General features: G+C 64.4%; 16 protein-coding genes. 7 read left to right on the plus strand and 9 right to left on the minus strand.

The window, feature by feature from the left end; translation table 11 throughout:
* The first annotated feature begins 116 nt into the window (after positions 1-116).
* Positions 117-365 carry a hypothetical protein gene (locus tag U5768_RS23585; protein ID WP_322032810.1) on the plus strand — a complete coding sequence of 83 codons (249 nt, stop codon included), beginning with the start codon at positions 117-119 and terminating at the stop codon, positions 363-365.
* A gap of 82 nt (positions 366-447) precedes the next feature.
* Here the strand turns inward: U5768_RS23585 and pcaC are convergent, their stop codons facing one another.
* From pcaC to U5768_RS23610, 5 genes are all read right to left on the minus strand, one after another.
* Positions 448-837, minus strand: a complete 390-nt coding sequence (gene pcaC / locus U5768_RS23590; protein ID WP_322032811.1) for a 4-carboxymuconolactone decarboxylase — start codon at positions 835-837, stop codon at positions 448-450.
* The gene (gene pcaD / locus U5768_RS23595; RefSeq protein WP_322032812.1) at positions 837-1,625 is read right to left on the minus strand and encodes a 3-oxoadipate enol-lactonase; all 789 of its coding nucleotides are present in this window, start codon (positions 1,623-1,625) and stop codon (positions 837-839) included. The genes pcaC and pcaD overlap by 1 nt, the downstream gene beginning before the upstream one ends.
* A gap of 29 nt (positions 1,626-1,654) precedes the next feature.
* Complete coding sequence (locus U5768_RS23600) at positions 1,655-3,025, minus strand: 3-carboxy-cis,cis-muconate cycloisomerase (RefSeq protein ID WP_322032813.1); 1,371 nt, start codon at positions 3,023-3,025, stop codon at positions 1,655-1,657.
* 133 nt (positions 3,026-3,158) lie between these two features.
* Positions 3,159-3,818, minus strand: coding sequence for a 3-oxoacid CoA-transferase subunit B (locus tag U5768_RS23605; RefSeq protein WP_042260188.1), 660 nt, complete (start codon positions 3,816-3,818; stop codon positions 3,159-3,161).
* Positions 3,819-3,835: 17 nt separating this feature from the next.
* The gene (locus tag U5768_RS23610; RefSeq protein WP_322032814.1) at positions 3,836-4,543 is read right to left on the minus strand and encodes a 3-oxoacid CoA-transferase subunit A; all 708 of its coding nucleotides are present in this window, start codon (positions 4,541-4,543) and stop codon (positions 3,836-3,838) included.
* Positions 4,544-4,857: 314 nt separating this feature from the next.
* Between U5768_RS23610 and U5768_RS23615 the strand changes: the two genes are divergently transcribed.
* Both U5768_RS23615 and folE read left to right on the plus strand, forming a co-directional pair.
* Positions 4,858-5,781 (plus strand): LysR family transcriptional regulator, encoded by a 924-nt coding sequence (locus U5768_RS23615; RefSeq protein WP_322032895.1) that lies wholly within the window; start codon positions 4,858-4,860, stop codon positions 5,779-5,781.
* 101 nt (positions 5,782-5,882) lie between these two features.
* Positions 5,883-6,557 (plus strand): GTP cyclohydrolase I FolE, encoded by a 675-nt coding sequence (folE, locus tag U5768_RS23620; protein WP_322032815.1) that lies wholly within the window; start codon positions 5,883-5,885, stop codon positions 6,555-6,557.
* 48 nt (positions 6,558-6,605) lie between these two features.
* Here the strand turns inward: folE and epsC are convergent, their stop codons facing one another.
* Together epsC and U5768_RS23630 are read right to left on the minus strand one after the other, a co-directional pair.
* A complete protein-coding gene (epsC, locus tag U5768_RS23625) occupies positions 6,606-7,535 on the minus strand; it encodes a serine O-acetyltransferase EpsC (RefSeq protein WP_322032816.1) in 930 nt (309 codons plus the stop codon).
* 124 nt (positions 7,536-7,659) lie between these two features.
* Positions 7,660-7,893 carry a hypothetical protein gene (locus U5768_RS23630; RefSeq protein ID WP_028206369.1) on the minus strand — a complete coding sequence of 78 codons (234 nt, stop codon included), beginning with the start codon at positions 7,891-7,893 and terminating at the stop codon, positions 7,660-7,662.
* Between the two features lie 347 nt (positions 7,894-8,240).
* Here U5768_RS23630 and U5768_RS23635 point away from each other — a divergent pair, with 347 nt between their 5' ends.
* The gene (locus U5768_RS23635) at positions 8,241-8,681 is read left to right on the plus strand and encodes a DUF3005 domain-containing protein (protein ID WP_322032896.1); all 441 of its coding nucleotides are present in this window, start codon (positions 8,241-8,243) and stop codon (positions 8,679-8,681) included.
* 473 nt (positions 8,682-9,154) lie between these two features.
* Positions 9,155-9,859: a LuxR family transcriptional regulator gene (locus tag U5768_RS23640; RefSeq protein WP_322032897.1), complete on the plus strand. Its 705-nt coding sequence runs from the start codon at positions 9,155-9,157 to the stop codon at positions 9,857-9,859.
* On the opposite strand, the gene U5768_RS23645 is transcribed toward U5768_RS23640, so the two are convergent.
* Positions 9,843-10,157 carry an XRE family transcriptional regulator gene (locus U5768_RS23645; protein WP_415913961.1) on the minus strand — a complete coding sequence of 105 codons (315 nt, stop codon included), beginning with the start codon at positions 10,155-10,157 and terminating at the stop codon, positions 9,843-9,845. The two genes, U5768_RS23640 and U5768_RS23645, sit on opposite strands and share 17 nt — an antisense overlap.
* A gap of 177 nt (positions 10,158-10,334) precedes the next feature.
* Here U5768_RS23645 and U5768_RS23650 point away from each other — a divergent pair, with 177 nt between their 5' ends.
* The gene (locus U5768_RS23650) at positions 10,335-10,925 is read left to right on the plus strand and encodes an acyl-homoserine-lactone synthase (protein WP_322032817.1); all 591 of its coding nucleotides are present in this window, start codon (positions 10,335-10,337) and stop codon (positions 10,923-10,925) included.
* Positions 10,926-11,016: 91 nt separating this feature from the next.
* Here U5768_RS23650 and U5768_RS23655 read toward each other — a convergent pair whose 3' ends face one another.
* Positions 11,017-12,585 carry an MFS transporter gene (locus tag U5768_RS23655; RefSeq protein ID WP_322032899.1) on the minus strand — a complete coding sequence of 523 codons (1,569 nt, stop codon included), beginning with the start codon at positions 12,583-12,585 and terminating at the stop codon, positions 11,017-11,019.
* A 320-nt stretch (positions 12,586-12,905) separates the two neighbouring features.
* On the opposite strand from U5768_RS23655, the gene U5768_RS23660 reads away from it, so the two are divergent.
* A complete protein-coding gene (locus U5768_RS23660; protein ID WP_322032818.1) occupies positions 12,906-13,367 on the plus strand; it encodes a universal stress protein in 462 nt (153 codons plus the stop codon).
* Positions 13,368-13,454: the final 87 nt, after the last annotated feature.

The raw sequence follows: 13,454 nt of genomic DNA on the forward strand, positions 1-13,454 counted from the left end.
GCGCGGGGTTCAAGCACGAGATGCGCCATAGGCGTATCGTTGCCGTATCCGCCATGGCAAACGTGATTGCGGCGAGCGCGCATCTGTCTGCGTGCGCGGCGCCAGGAGGGAATCTCATGAAGATGCCAGTCCGCATCGGCACGCATATCGAAGGCATCCACTGGATCGCCGAATATATGGAAGCCACGCACCAGATCCGTGTGTTCCGCGACGGCCGCGCGGTCGATACGATTCCCGCGCCCGCCGTCATGTTCGGCGAGGAGCGCGACGCGGGGTCGGCCAGCGACGCCGCCAGCCGCGCCGAGGAAGCCGCGCTGCTCGCCTGCCTGCGCCGTTACGTGGCCGACGTGCAGCCGGAAGAATAGGACTCTTGACTATGCGCGGCGCCAAAGCGCCGGTGTTCGGCTGAACGCGGGGACGCTTGCCCCGCGTTGCGTGAGCGCGCGATCAGGCCTGCTCGCCGTCCTGCTCGCGAAAGACGCGGTCGGCGAGATGGAACGCCGAGTTCGCCGCCGGCACGCCGCAATACACCGCCGCTTGCAGCAGCACTTCCTTGATTTCGTCGCGCGTCACGCCGTTGTTGCGCGCGGCGCGCAGGTGGAGCGCGAGTTCCTCGCTGCGATTGAGCGCGACCATCATTGCGATCGTCAGCAGACTGCGCGTGTGCCGCGGCAGGCCGTCGCGCGTCCAGATCTCGCCCCACGCGTAACGCGAGATGAAGTTCTGGAATTCCTCGGTCACTTCCGTGCGATTGGCGAGCGAACGATCGACGTGCGCGTCGCCCAGCACCGCGCGGCGCACCTTCATGCCCGCTTCGTAGCGATCTTCGTCGTTCATCACGCCTCCAGCAGGAAATCGACCACGGTCTTGTTGTACTCGTCCGCCCGCTCTACGTTCGAGATGTGCGCGGCATTCAGTTCGACATAACGCGCGCCCGGCACCGCCTCGGCCAGTTCGCGGCCTTGCGCGGGCGTCGCGGCCAGATCGTGCGTACCCGAGATCACGAGCGTGCGCGCCTTGATCGAGGGCGCGTCGCCGCGCAGGTCGGCGGCGTTGATTGCTTCGCAGTTCGAAGCATAGCCGTCCTTGTCGGTATGCACGAACACGTCGCGCACCTGCGACATCACCAGTGCATTGTGCGCGATGAATTCGGGCGTATACCAGCGCGGCAATACCGCTTCGGCGAGCGCGCGCATACCTTCTTCGCGAGCCTTCGCGGCGCGCGGCACCCACACCTCCGGCGAGCCGATCTTCGCAGCCGTATTGCACAGCACGAGGCGATCGATGCGGTTGGCGTAACGTGCACCGAGGCCGACGCCGGTCAGGCCGCCCATCGACACGCCCACGAAATGCGCGCGCTCAATGCTGAGCTGGTCCATCAGGCCGATCACGTCGCCGGTCAGTTGCTCGATGGTGTACGGACCCTGCGGCGCCGCCGAGTGGCCGTGGCCGCGCGTGTCGTAGCGCAGCACGCGAAAGTGCTTCGTGAATTCGACGATTTGCGGCGTCCACATCGACACGTCGCTACCGAGCGAATTGGACAGAACCACCCAAGGCGCCGAGCGGTTCTCCGCACCGTCGATGCGGTAGAACAGATGCGTGTCGTTGACGGCTGCGTAAGGCATGCGTGTTACTCCTCGTGTGTCTTTTTCGATCAATGGGACGTGCGTTGATGTTTTGCACTCGCTTCGTACGACGCGAGCACGGCGTCGACGAAAGCGTGCGCCTGTCCCACGTAACTGGCGGGATCGAGCAGCGCCTTCAGGCGCGCTTCGTCCAGGTGTTGGGTCACGGCGGAATCCGCCGCGAGGACTTCGTACAGCGTGCGGCCGCTTTGCACCGCCGATTTCGATGCGTGCTCAACGAGATGATGCGCGTCCAGACGTCCGATCCGGTCGCCGAGCGCGAGCATCACGGCTTCGCCGAGAATGAGGCCGTGCGTAATGTCGAGATTCGCCGCGAGGCGCTCGGGCCGCACTTCGAGTCCAGCCGTAATCTGTTCGATCTGCGCGAGCGCGCCGCCGGCGAGGCGCGCGAGATCGGGCAGCGCATCCCACTCTGCTTGCCAGCCGCCGAGCGCGCGCTCGTGTTCCTGAACCATGCCGGCGAACACTGTCGCGACGAGGCCCGGCGCGCGCGCGGCAGCCGTCAGGACTGCTGCGCAACCCACGGGGTTGCGTTTGTGCGGCATGGTCGAGGAACCGCCCTTGCCCGCCGCCGCCGGCTCGCCCAACTCGCCGATTTCGGTCTGCATCTGCAGGGAGATGTCGCGCGCGATCTTGCCAAGCGTGCCGATGAGCATGCCGAAGAACGATGCGGCTTCGGCAATGCGGTCGCGCTGCGTGTGCCACGGCAACGCAGGCGACGCGAGACCGAGTTCCTGTGCAAGCGCGGCGCTCACCTTCGGCGCGGCGTCGCGCAGGCTGGCGAGCGTGCCCGCCGCGCCGCCGAACTGCAGCACGAGCGCGCGCTCGCGCAGCACGGCGAGGCGTTCGCGATGGCGCTGCATGGCGTCGAGCCATTGCGCGAACTTCAATCCGAGCGTGATGGGCAGCGCTTGCTGGAGCCACGTGCGGCCCACGGCGGGCGTCGCGCGATGCGTGCGCGCGAGGTCCGCCAATGTCGCGCAGAGCGCGTCGATACCCCGTTCGACGAGCGCGAGCGCATCGCGCAACTGCAGCACCGTGGCCGTATCGATGATGTCCTGGCTCGTCGCGCCCCAATGCACGTACTTGGCGGCCTCCGGGTCGGCGGACTTCACGCGCGCCGTGAGCTGCTTGACGAGCGGAATCGCCAGATTGCCGCCCAGCGCGGCGTCGCGTGCGAGCGCCTGCGCGTCGAGCTGATCCGCCGCGCAGGCGCCGGCGATAGCCGCCACCGCCGACTGCGGAATCACGCCGTGCGCGGCGCAGGCTCGCGCAAGCGCCGCTTCGACGTCGAGCATGCGTTGCAGCGTGGCGTCGGGAGACCAGACCGCATTCATCGGCTCGGTCCCGCAGATCAGGCTCGTGAGGCGTTCAATCATGGAAGGCAGCGCGTAGAAAAATGCAGGCGTTCAGACAGGACAGATGAAACGAAACGGACGCGGCAACCGTCGACGAATGCCGACGGTTGCCGCGCCATGCATCGTGCGAACGATGCGCACGTCGGCAAACAGTTTACGCCGCGCGACGGTTTTGCGTCGCGTCGATCAGCGGCACGCCGGCGAGCTTTTGCAGCGCGTCGAAATCGATGTCCGAATAGATCTCGCGCACGGCAAGGCCTTCGGGCGTGACGTCGAACGCGGCGAGGTCCGTATAGATGCGGCCGACGCAGCCCACGCCCGTCACCGGGTACGAGCACTCGCTCACGAGCTTGCTTTCGCCCTGCTTCGTGAGCAGTTCCATCATCACGAACACCTGCTTCGCGCCGAGTGCGAGGTCCATCGCGCCGCCCACGGCCGGGATCGCGTCGGGCGCGCCCGTGTGCCAGTTCGCGAGATCGCCGTTGACCGACACCTGGAACGCGCCGAGCACGCAGTAGTCGAGATGGCCGCCGCGCATCATGGCGAACGAGTCGGCGTGGTGGAAGAAGGCGCCGCCGGTGAGCAGCGTGACGTGCTGCTTGCCCGCGTTGATGAGTTCGTCGTCTTCCTCGCCGGGCGCGGGCGCCGGGCCCATGCCCAGCAGACCGTTCTCGCTGTGCAGGAAGATTTCCTTGCTCGGATCGAGGTGGTTGGCCACCAGCGTCGGCACGCCGATGCCGAGGTTCACATACGCGCCTTCGGGAATGTCCGCGGCCACGCGCTTGGCCATTTCATCGCGATTCAGTCGTTTCATGGGCTCTCTCCGTTCCTTCAGGCTGCCTGGCCGCTTTGTTGCGTATGGGCTTGATGGGCCGCTTGCGGCACTTCCACGACGCGTTGCACGAAAATGCCGGGCGTCACGATGTTTTCCGGATCGAGCTGACCGAGTTCGACGACTTCCGAAACCTGCGCGATGGCGACCTTCGCGGCGCTCGCCATGATCGGGCCGAAGTTGCGCGCCGTCTTGCGATACACGAGGTTGCCCCAGCGATCGCCCTTGTACGCCTTGACGAGCGCGAAGTCGGCGTGCAGCGGCGCTTCGAGCACATAGTGGCGGCCGTCGATCAGACGCGTTTCCTTGCCTTCGGCCAGCTTCGTGCCGTAGCCCGTGGGCGTGAAAAAGCCTCCGATGCCGGCGCCCGCCGCGCGGATACGCTCGGCCAGATTGCCCTGCGGCACGAGTTCGAGTTCGATTTCGCCGGCGCGATAGAGCGCGTCGAACACATACGAGTCGGTCTGGCGCGGGAACGAGCAGATGATCTTGCGCACGCGCTTCGCCTTGAGCAGGGCGGCCAGGCCGGTGTCGCCGTTGCCCGCGTTGTTGTTGACGATGGTGAGGTCGCGCGCGCCCTGCTCGATGAGCGCGTCGATCAGTTCGGCGGGCATACCGGCCGTGCCGAAGCCGCCGATCATGACCGTGGCGCCGTCATTCACATCGGCCACGGCGGCTTGAAGCGAGTCGAAAATCTTGTTGATCATGCCTGTTCCTGAAAGCGATGCGCATCGCGGAAGGTCCACGTCACTTGATCGCAAAAAGTTCTATATACGAACACTGATTCGTTTAGCGAACGTCCAGCGCATTATCGGAGTGTATTCAAGCGCTTGTCAAGGCGGGTATGCCCACGGGTGGGTCCGCGAGTGGATGTACAGCAATTTATTTCATGTTTGCGACCTAGCCGATGGCGCCGCTCGTTCAAGCCGGGCGCGGCCGTGGGCACATACCCCAATATCCGCAATTCTGATTTATCGACTAGTCTTTATCCGGTTTCGACATAATGCCGCGCCCTCGCCTCATGCACGACCTCGACCTGAATCTCATCCCTTTTCTCGTGGCCATGGAGGAAACGCGCAACGTGAGCCGCGCCGCCGAGCGCCTCGGCGTAAGCCAGCCGCGCGTGAGCACGGCGCTCGGCAAGCTGCGCGAGTATTTCGGCGATCCGCTCTTTGTACGCACCTCGCGCGGCATGGAGCCCACGCCGCGCGCGCTCGGACTCATTCCCGCCGCGCGCGACGCGCTCGTGCGCATCGAGAAAGGCATGCTGCAGGCGCAGGACTTCGATCCCGCCACGAGCACCCACACGTTCTCCATCGCGCTTTCCGATGTCGGCGAGATCGTGTTTTTGCCGCGCCTGTTGCAGGTGTTCGCCGAGCGCGCGCCCAACGCGAACCTGCGTTCGGTGTCTTTGCCGCCAGGCCAGGTCGAGCGCGGTCTCGAATCGGGCGACATCGATCTCGCCGTCGGCTATTTTCCCGATCTCGGCGGCAATAACTTTTTTCAGCAGCGCCTCTTCACGCACCGGTTCATCTGCATGATGCGCAGCGCCCATCCGCTCGCGGGCAAAGCCATGACGATCCAGCAGTTTCTCGCCATGGGCCACGCCGTCGTGCGCGCCGAGGGACGCAGCCAGGAAGTGCTGGAACAGTATCTGGAGAAAAGGCGCATGCGCCGCCGCGCCGTGCTCGAAACGCCTCATTTCATGAGCCTGCCGTTCATACTCACGCGCTCCGATCTCATCGCGACCGTGCCGCATGCCATCGGCTTCGCCTATGTCTCCGAGCATGCGTCGATCACGCTCGTCGAGCCGCCGCTGCCCTTGCCGCGCTTCGATCTCAAGCAGCACTGGCATCGCAAGTATCACAACGCGCCGCGCGGCGAGTGGCTTCGAAGCGTCGTGGCGGAACTGTTCAACGACGCCATGGACGAATGGCCCAAATGAGGCCCCAATGACCCTCCGCGCCGGGCGCGAAAAAACATGAAACAATGTGCGCTCGTGGAGTGCGTCAAAGCGGCGTGCTTTCACATGACAGGAGTCCATGCATGAGCGAAGAAAAAAAGCCCGGGAAAGCGACTGAAGGCGCGACCGAAGGCGCGACGCAGCGCGCAACGAACTCAACCATCGGGCGTCCGTCACGCGCCGAGGCCGAAGACGCCGTGCGCGTGCTGTTGCGCTGGGCCGGGGACGATCCCGCTCGCGAAGGGCTGATCGACACGCCCGCGCGCGTCACGCGCGCCTATGAGGAATTCTTCGCGGGCTATCAGGTCGATCCGCGCGAGATTCTGTCGCGCACCTTCTCCGAGGTGGACGGCTACGACGAAATGATCGTGCTAAAGGACATCCGCTTCGAGAGCTACTGCGAGCATCACATGGTGCCCATCATCGGGCGCGCGCACGTGGCGTATCTCCCCGAGCATCGCGTGGTGGGCATCTCGAAACTCGCGCGTCTCGTCGACGCATTCGCGAAGCGTCTGCAGATTCAGGAGAAAATGACCGCGCAGATCGCCGACACGCTCAATGAAATCCTGCAGCCCAAAGGCGTGGGCGTGATACTCGAAGCGGCGCATCAGTGCATGTCCACGCGCGGCGTGCACAAGGCGGGCGTGGAAATGGTCACGTCGCGCATGCTCGGCACGTTCCGCTCCGATCCTTCCACGCGCCGCGAGTTTCTCGCCATCGTCGGCAATCCCGTTTCGATGAGCGTCGCGAATACCTGAAAAACCGCGCGCAAACAAGGAACGGGACAGGGTGTCCCGTTCCGCGCCTCACTTCAGCGGGCTTTCGTCGCCCCGCTCGATCTCGCGAATCTTGCCCTGGCGCACGCTGCTGCCCGGCGGCACGCTATGCGTGAGCCACACGTTCCCGCCGATCACCGATCCGCGCCCGATCGTCACGCGGCCAAGAATCGTCGCGCCCGCGTAGATCACCACGTCGTCCTCGACGATCGGATGGCGCGCATTGCCCTTCACGAGCGTCCCGTCGAGGTCGGCCGCGAAGCTCTTCGCACCGAGCGTGACGGCCTGATAGACGCGCACGCGCTCGCCGATGATCGCCGTCTCGCCGATCACGACGCCCGTGCCGTGATCGATGAAGAAGCTCGAACCGATCTGCGCGCCCGGGTGAATGTCGATGCCCGTTGCCGAATGCGCGATCTCGTTGATGAAGCGAGCAAGCAGCGGCACGCCGAGGCGGTGCAACGCATGCGCGAGCCGGTGATGCGTCATGGCCCACACGCCCGGATAGCACAGCAGGATTTCGGTGATGTGCTGTGCCGCCGGGTCGCCCGTGAACGCCGCCTGAATGTCGCTCACGAGCAGCGCGCGAATATCGGGCAGTTGCCGCCCGAACTCGCGCGCGACTTCGAATGCGCGCATGCGCAACGCGTCGTCGCTCGCCTGCGAGCTTTCCGGCAGGAAGCGCAACGCGCGGCGAATCTGCTCCGCCAGCAGCCGCAAGGTGCTGTCGAGCGTATGGCCCACGTAGTAATCGATGCTCTCGTCGGTCAGGTCGGGCGCGCCGTAATGCGTGGGAAAGAGCGCGGCGCGCAGCCCGGCCACGATATTGACGACCGCCTCGCGCGACGGCAATTCGCGGATACCGAGCGGATGGCGCGTGCGATGCCGTTCTTCACGCGACGCACGCAGATCGGCGACGATCTGTTCAAGGCCCCAGTCGGGGGAAGCAGCTTTGGACATGTTGATGCGGCAGCGGACGCGAGATCCGTGCGGGAGCGAGTGTATCGACCCCAGAGATTACCGCTTTTTGCAGGAGTTCGCCGAAGCGTCCAGCAGGCCGGCTACATGTGCGGGGCGCGCGCGTTCAAAGGGTGACGGTGCTCGCGTCGATCCAGCGCACGGCCCAGTCGCGCGCATGGGCGATGGCGGCGGCCTCGTCGGAAAAGCGCAATTCGGCGGGAAAAAATCGGTTGGCAACGAGTTCGCCGTCGCTCGAGCGCGAAATCACCACATACGGCTGATACGTGCCGTCGCCGGCGCGCGCCGGCGCGCAGTTCAGCAAATAGCCACGATGCGTAAATGCAGCGTCGAAGTGCATGTGTGTCACCCGCCCCTCACTGCCTCGTCCATTTTATTTGGCGCGTGCATTCAAGATCGTGCGGCAAAGCCACAGCATGGACCCTCGCCCGGCCCATTAATCGAAAGCGCGCCAACTCGTTGAAAGAGGATCATACTCCTGGGAAAAAGCCCAAACCAACGAAAAAAATGCAACATCGCTGGAGGCGTTCTCCTGGCGAACGGCTTGCTTTTCGCCCCGCTTTTCGGCTCCCTCGCGGCCCGTCTCCCGGTGCGCGCGTAGCTGCGGTACGGCGCTTGCGGCATGGCCTGATGAATGCAGGCACCCCGCTCTTCGAAGGAGGAAGGATCATGAATCGTCCCGACGACATGCAAAAAGCGAATGCGGAAGACGTGAGCGCGTCGACATCGCGGCCGCGCAGCGCCGAACTCCACAACGACCGCACGCACGACAGCTCGGTCGACACCGACGGCAAGAACCGCGAAGCCGCTCGCCTCGCGGGCGAAGGCTGCATCAGCCCCGACGAAGTGACGACCAGCAACGCGACGCTCGTGAACAGCGTGCCGGAAGCGAGTGACGGCCTCGCGGGCTTCGACAGCCGCAAGGACGTGCACCGGCTGCCGATTGCGCTGGAATCCGGATACGAAGTCGTCGACCTCGGCATGAGCGAGCCCGAAGAGCCCGGCGACGTGGACGGGCAGCGCAATGCCGCGCGCGAACCTGGCGCCCGGCGCAGCCCGGGCCGCCTGCACTTCGCGCTCAATCATCTGCGGCCCACGCGCATTATCGAGTTGCTGCGCAAGTCTTGATCCGGAGGTTCGCCGTATACGGCACCGCGGCACGGCGAACCTTTCGCGCTATCCGGCCACTCACGCCGGCCTGGCGGATTCAGATGCCATTTAGTCGAGCGCGGTTAAAAGCGGAAACAAGAAAGCCTGAAAATAAATGAAAATGGTAAATCGCCGGTATTATTCCGGCGAATTGCCTGTTTTTCTCTTTCCGAAATTCCGCCCGACTTTATTTCCGCCCTGCCGCAATGCACGTCCGCACCGCCCTCCGACCCGCTACTCAGCAAACGCAGAAATACTCTCCGCTGTCACCGAAATCTGACAGAAATGCCGCCGCAACGCGCAAGGATTGCGGACCAAGGCGGATCTGACAGGAATTTAGTGATAAATTCTTACATCATAAGAAGCGAGGAGCGAGTATGCGAGGCTTGCCCCGCGATCTCGCCCAGCGCTGATGGAGAGTGTTGAACGTGCCTCTACATTTTATTGAGCAGATGTCGCCGGTGCTCGACGCGCCCGAAGAGGCAGCGTGGTTCGACGCGGTGGCGAAGCTCGCCAGTTCGTGGGGATTCAGCCAGCTCATGCTGGCTATCCTGCCACGCCCGGGCATGAGGCTCGAGGACGCGTTTATCCGCACGAACTACTCGGCCGCCTGGCGGCAGACGTACAACGACCACGGTATGGCCTACTTCGACCCCACCGTGTCGCACTGCACGACGCGTTCGGCGCCGCTCATCTGGTCGCCGGAGCTTTTCGCGACCGAGCAGCAACAATCGATGTATGAAGAAGCCCGCTCCTACGGACTGCGCGCGGGCATCACCCTGCCGATTCATGGCCCGCGCCAGGAAATCGGCATGCTGTGCTTCGTCAACGATGCGAATCCGACGGACAACTTCTGGGAAGACGTGAATCGCGCGTTGCCGAATCTCGTGCTGCTGCGCGATCTCGTGCTGGACACCAGCCAGCGGCACCTGAACGATCACGTCCAGTCGCTGATTCCCAAGCTTACGCCGCGGGAAAAGGAATGCCTCAAGTGGACTGCGCTCGGCAAGTCCACCTGGGAAATTTCTCACATCCTGAATTGCTCTGAAGCCGTCGTGAACTTCCACATGAAGAACATTCGCGGGAAGTTCGGCGTGAACTCACGGCGAGCGGCAGCCGTGATCGCGACGCAGATGGGTCTTATTGACCCGGGCTGAGCACCATCGGTGCGTCGCCGCGCAACACGCGCTCGGCACGGCCGAGGTCGCCGTCCGAAATCGTCTTGTTGAAATACAGCCCGAGCAGGATCGACACCGGCGGCGGAATTTCCGCGCCCGATTCGAACCGGCTGCCGCGCGACTGCGTCACGCCGAAACGCGCCCAGAAGCGGCGCTGGCTTTCTTTCTTCTTCTTCCGATACGCAATGATCAGGACGCGGTCGACGACCGAAGACAGGTCGCCGGGGGACGACATCGTGGTCGCACCCGAGTGCCATTGATTGCCCATAAGTTCCATGATGACTCTCGCTGTCAGATATGCCTGATGAGTGACTGCCGCGGAAGTGATTCTCCTTAAGAGGCCCTATCTGCGCACCTACCTATCTAGATAGGTGTTTTTTTATATTCATAACGCATAGCTTTCCAACCGTACTGCCGCGCTTCTACACAAATCCACACCAATTGGAGAGTTGTCATGCAAGCCGCAATACGGATCGGACTCAGGCAGGATTTCGACAACGAAGACATCAACGAGATGTACCGCCTGCGCGCGCGGGTGTTCCGCGACCGCATGGGCTGGGACATCCCCACCATCGCGGGGATGGAAATCGACGGCTACGACGCGCTCGGGCCCCATTACATGCTGATTCAGGACGGCGCGGGCCACGTGCGCGGCTGCTGGCGCCTGATGCCCACCGAAGGCCCCAACATGCTGCGCGACACCTTCCCGCAACTGCTGCAAGGCAATGCCGCGCCTACAGGCCGCAACATCTGGGAACTGAGCCGCTTCGCCATCGAATCGGGCAACGATCAGGCATTCGGTTTCGCCGACTTGACCATGAGCGCGATGCGCGCGGTCGTCTCGTTCGCCGACCGCGCGGGCATCAACAGTTACGTGACGGTCACGACGACGCCGATGGAGCGCCTGCTGCGCCGCACGGGCATCGAACTGAAGCGGCTCGGCGCGCCGATGCGTATCGGCGTGGAGAACGCGGTCGCGCTCGAAATCGCGATGAGTGAACAGACGCACCGCGCGCTATTCGGGGAGATGGCTCATGCCGCGTAAGGCGAACGGGAGCGCCGAACGAGTCATTTTTGTCTGACAACCAGGATGTGAACGGGTCTATTCCCGCGCCACTGCCTCGCGCCGGGCGCGATCAGCCTTGACCGGCCTTCACCTCGTCGTCTGCAGCCTCGTCCGCTTTCGAAGCCGCCGAGGCGCTGCGGCTAAAGCGGATGTGGGAGATCCGCCCGACGCACAGCGCCGCCGCGAGCGCGGCGCAGCCGGTCAGGCCAATTCCCAGATGGATCGCGTCCACGAGCACGTGGCGCACGGCATCGATCAGCGCGGGGCCGTCGAGCCCCGCCGCCTTCATCTGCGAGACGAGGCCCTCGCGCAGCGACGGGTCGATCAGCACGCGCGGATCGGCAAGCTGCGGTTGCCAGCGCTGCTGCAGCGGCGCGCCGATCACCGCGAGCGCATCCCCCACGCCGGCCGCATAGCGATGATTGACGATGGTCGCCACGACGCTGGTACCGAGCATGCCGCCCACCATGCGCGTGGATTGCAGCAACGCGGTCGTGATGCCGAAACGCTCCCGCCCGGCAATCTCCTGGCCGAATATATTCAGATTGTTCAGAATGAAGCCCAGCCCAACACCCACCGCCGACATCGCCAGTTCGAGCCAGAGGTGCGCCGTGTTCCGGGACGCGAAGGCGAGACCGGCGGAGGCCGCGACCAGCAAACTGAAACCGGCCGTCAGGATCGTCGTGGGCTTGCGCAGCCGGATCACGATGCGTGTATTGATCAGGCTGCCCAGCGCGATACACGCGGCGATCGGCGTGGCAAGCAGGCCCGCCTCCTGGGGCGACAGCCCGAAACCGCCCTGCAGCAGCAGCGGCGCGAAAAAGATCAGTGAGAACATCACGAAGCCCGAAAGCGTCGAGAGCGTAAACAACGTGACGAGCTGCGGGTCGCGAAACAGGTCGAGCGGGATGATTGGATGCGTTGCGCGGCGCTCGCACGCGAGCAACAGCGCCGCGCCGGCAAGTACCACCGCCGCCAGCACGGCGTTGCCGGTCGTCAGGCCGCTCCTCGGCACCGCCTCGATCAAGGTCTGGAAAGCGCCCAGCACCAGCGCGACGAGCGCGGCCCCCGTCCAGTCGATGCGCACTTCGCCGGTACGCGCGGGCTGGTAGCGCGGCAGATGCGCCCAGATGAAATACAGCGCAAGCGCGCCCACCGGCAGATTGACGAGAAAGGTCGAGCGCCAGCCAAAATGCTCGCTGAGCCAGCCGCCCAGCGAAGGCCCCGCCGCCGTGCCGATGCCATAAGCGGCCGCCATGACGACTTGCCAGCGCACCCGCGCGCGCGGGTCGGGAAAGAGATCGGGAATCGAGGCGAACGCGGTGCCCACCATCATCCCGCCGCCCACGCCCTGCAGCGCGCGCGCCACGGCGAGAAAACGCATGCCGGTCGCCAGCCCGCACAGCACGGAGGCCACCGTGAACACGATCACCGCGGCAATCACGAAACGCTTGCGGCCGAAGTAATCGCCGAGCCGGCCGAACACGGGCACCGTAACGACCGAGGCCAGCAGGTAAGCGCTCGCGATCCACGCGTAGAACTCGAAGCCGTGCAGTTCGGCGACGATCGAGGGCAAAGCGGTGCTGACGACGGTTTGATCGAGTGCGACCAGCATGTTGACGAGGCCGATGCCGAGCATGGCCAGCAGCGCGTCGCGAAACGGCAGGTTGGCGGAGGAAGGTTTCACAGGAGGGGAAAACGGCGCGAGGCGAAAAAGAGGCAACGATAGCGGTATGCCGGTGCGCGCGCAACAGAATGAAATTGCCGGCGAGCCCCGCCGGCCACGCGGTATTCAGCCGCAGCCCGCTTGATCTTCCGTCCCGCTCCTTCCATCTTTCATACAGTCCGACTGCATCTTTACTGGCGATCCATTAAGCTTCTCGCCAGTTACGCCGCGCCCGCCCCGGCGCAGCCTCGCCCGGGCCGCGCGATTCCCGATCCCACTCAAGAGGAGGTCTTATGTATAAACGCATCCTTGTCGCTGTCGACGGCAGCGCCACCTCGCGCCGCGCCTTCGAAGCCGCGCTCGACCTGGCGAAGGCAATGGGCTCGACCCTGCAGCCGTATTACGTGGTCGAAAACACGCCCATGTATTTCGACGCGCCGGGCTACGACCCGTCGATCCTGCGCAACCAGATGATCGCGCAGGGCAACGAGCTGGCCGAGGAAATGAACAAGGCGATGAACGAGCGAGGCGTGCAAGGCGCCATGATCACGGGCGAGGCCTCGTCGCTTGACGACGTCCCGACGCTCGTGCTCGACGCCGCGAAAACCTCGGGCGCCGATCTGATCGTGATGGGCACGCACGGCCGCCGCGGCTTCCAGCGTCTCATTCTTGGCAGCGTGGCCGAACGCTGCGTGCGGCAGTCCACCCTGCCGGTTCTCCTCATTCCGTCAGCCGCCGGAAATGCCGGGCAGTAATCTCATTAAAGACACACTGCTTTACACGTTATTGGAAAGTTGCTTGCGCTCCGTCAGACAGAGCGCAAGCGCCTTCTGACAAGGCTC

The organism is Paraburkholderia sp. J76, from assembly GCF_905220295.1.
Classification (GTDB): domain Bacteria; phylum Pseudomonadota; class Gammaproteobacteria; order Burkholderiales; family Burkholderiaceae; genus Paraburkholderia.

What these genes read in the sequence shown, in the direction of transcription:
- U5768_RS23585 (WP_322032810.1), top strand. Translation starts at nt 117, where the DNA reads ATGAAGATGCCAGTCCGCATCGGCACGCATATCGAAGGCATCCACTGG.
- pcaC (WP_322032811.1), bottom strand. Translation starts at nt 837, where the DNA reads ATGAACGACGAAGATCGCTACGAAGCGGGCATGAAGGTGCGCCGCGCG.
- pcaD (WP_322032812.1), bottom strand. Translation starts at nt 1,625, where the DNA reads ATGCCTTACGCAGCCGTCAACGACACGCATCTGTTCTACCGCATCGAC.
- U5768_RS23600 (WP_322032813.1), bottom strand. Translation starts at nt 3,025, where the DNA reads ATGATTGAACGCCTCACGAGCCTGATCTGCGGGACCGAGCCGATGAAT.
- U5768_RS23605 (WP_042260188.1), bottom strand. Translation starts at nt 3,818, where the DNA reads ATGAAACGACTGAATCGCGATGAAATGGCCAAGCGCGTGGCCGCGGAC.
- U5768_RS23610 (WP_322032814.1), bottom strand. Translation starts at nt 4,543, where the DNA reads ATGATCAACAAGATTTTCGACTCGCTTCAAGCCGCCGTGGCCGATGTG.
- U5768_RS23615 (WP_322032895.1), top strand. Translation starts at nt 4,858, where the DNA reads ATGCACGACCTCGACCTGAATCTCATCCCTTTTCTCGTGGCCATGGAG.
- folE (WP_322032815.1), top strand. Translation starts at nt 5,883, where the DNA reads ATGAGCGAAGAAAAAAAGCCCGGGAAAGCGACTGAAGGCGCGACCGAA.
- epsC (WP_322032816.1), bottom strand. Translation starts at nt 7,535, where the DNA reads ATGTCCAAAGCTGCTTCCCCCGACTGGGGCCTTGAACAGATCGTCGCC.
- U5768_RS23630 (WP_028206369.1), bottom strand. Translation starts at nt 7,893, where the DNA reads ATGCACTTCGACGCTGCATTTACGCATCGTGGCTATTTGCTGAACTGC.
- U5768_RS23635 (WP_322032896.1), top strand. Translation starts at nt 8,241, where the DNA reads ATGCAAAAAGCGAATGCGGAAGACGTGAGCGCGTCGACATCGCGGCCG.
- U5768_RS23640 (WP_322032897.1), top strand. Translation starts at nt 9,155, where the DNA reads ATGTCGCCGGTGCTCGACGCGCCCGAAGAGGCAGCGTGGTTCGACGCG.
- U5768_RS23645 (WP_415913961.1), bottom strand. Translation starts at nt 10,157, where the DNA reads ATGGAACTTATGGGCAATCAATGGCACTCGGGTGCGACCACGATGTCG.
- U5768_RS23650 (WP_322032817.1), top strand. Translation starts at nt 10,335, where the DNA reads ATGCAAGCCGCAATACGGATCGGACTCAGGCAGGATTTCGACAACGAA.
- U5768_RS23655 (WP_322032899.1), bottom strand. Translation starts at nt 12,585, where the DNA reads ATGCTCGGCATCGGCCTCGTCAACATGCTGGTCGCACTCGATCAAACC.
- U5768_RS23660 (WP_322032818.1), top strand. Translation starts at nt 12,906, where the DNA reads ATGTATAAACGCATCCTTGTCGCTGTCGACGGCAGCGCCACCTCGCGC.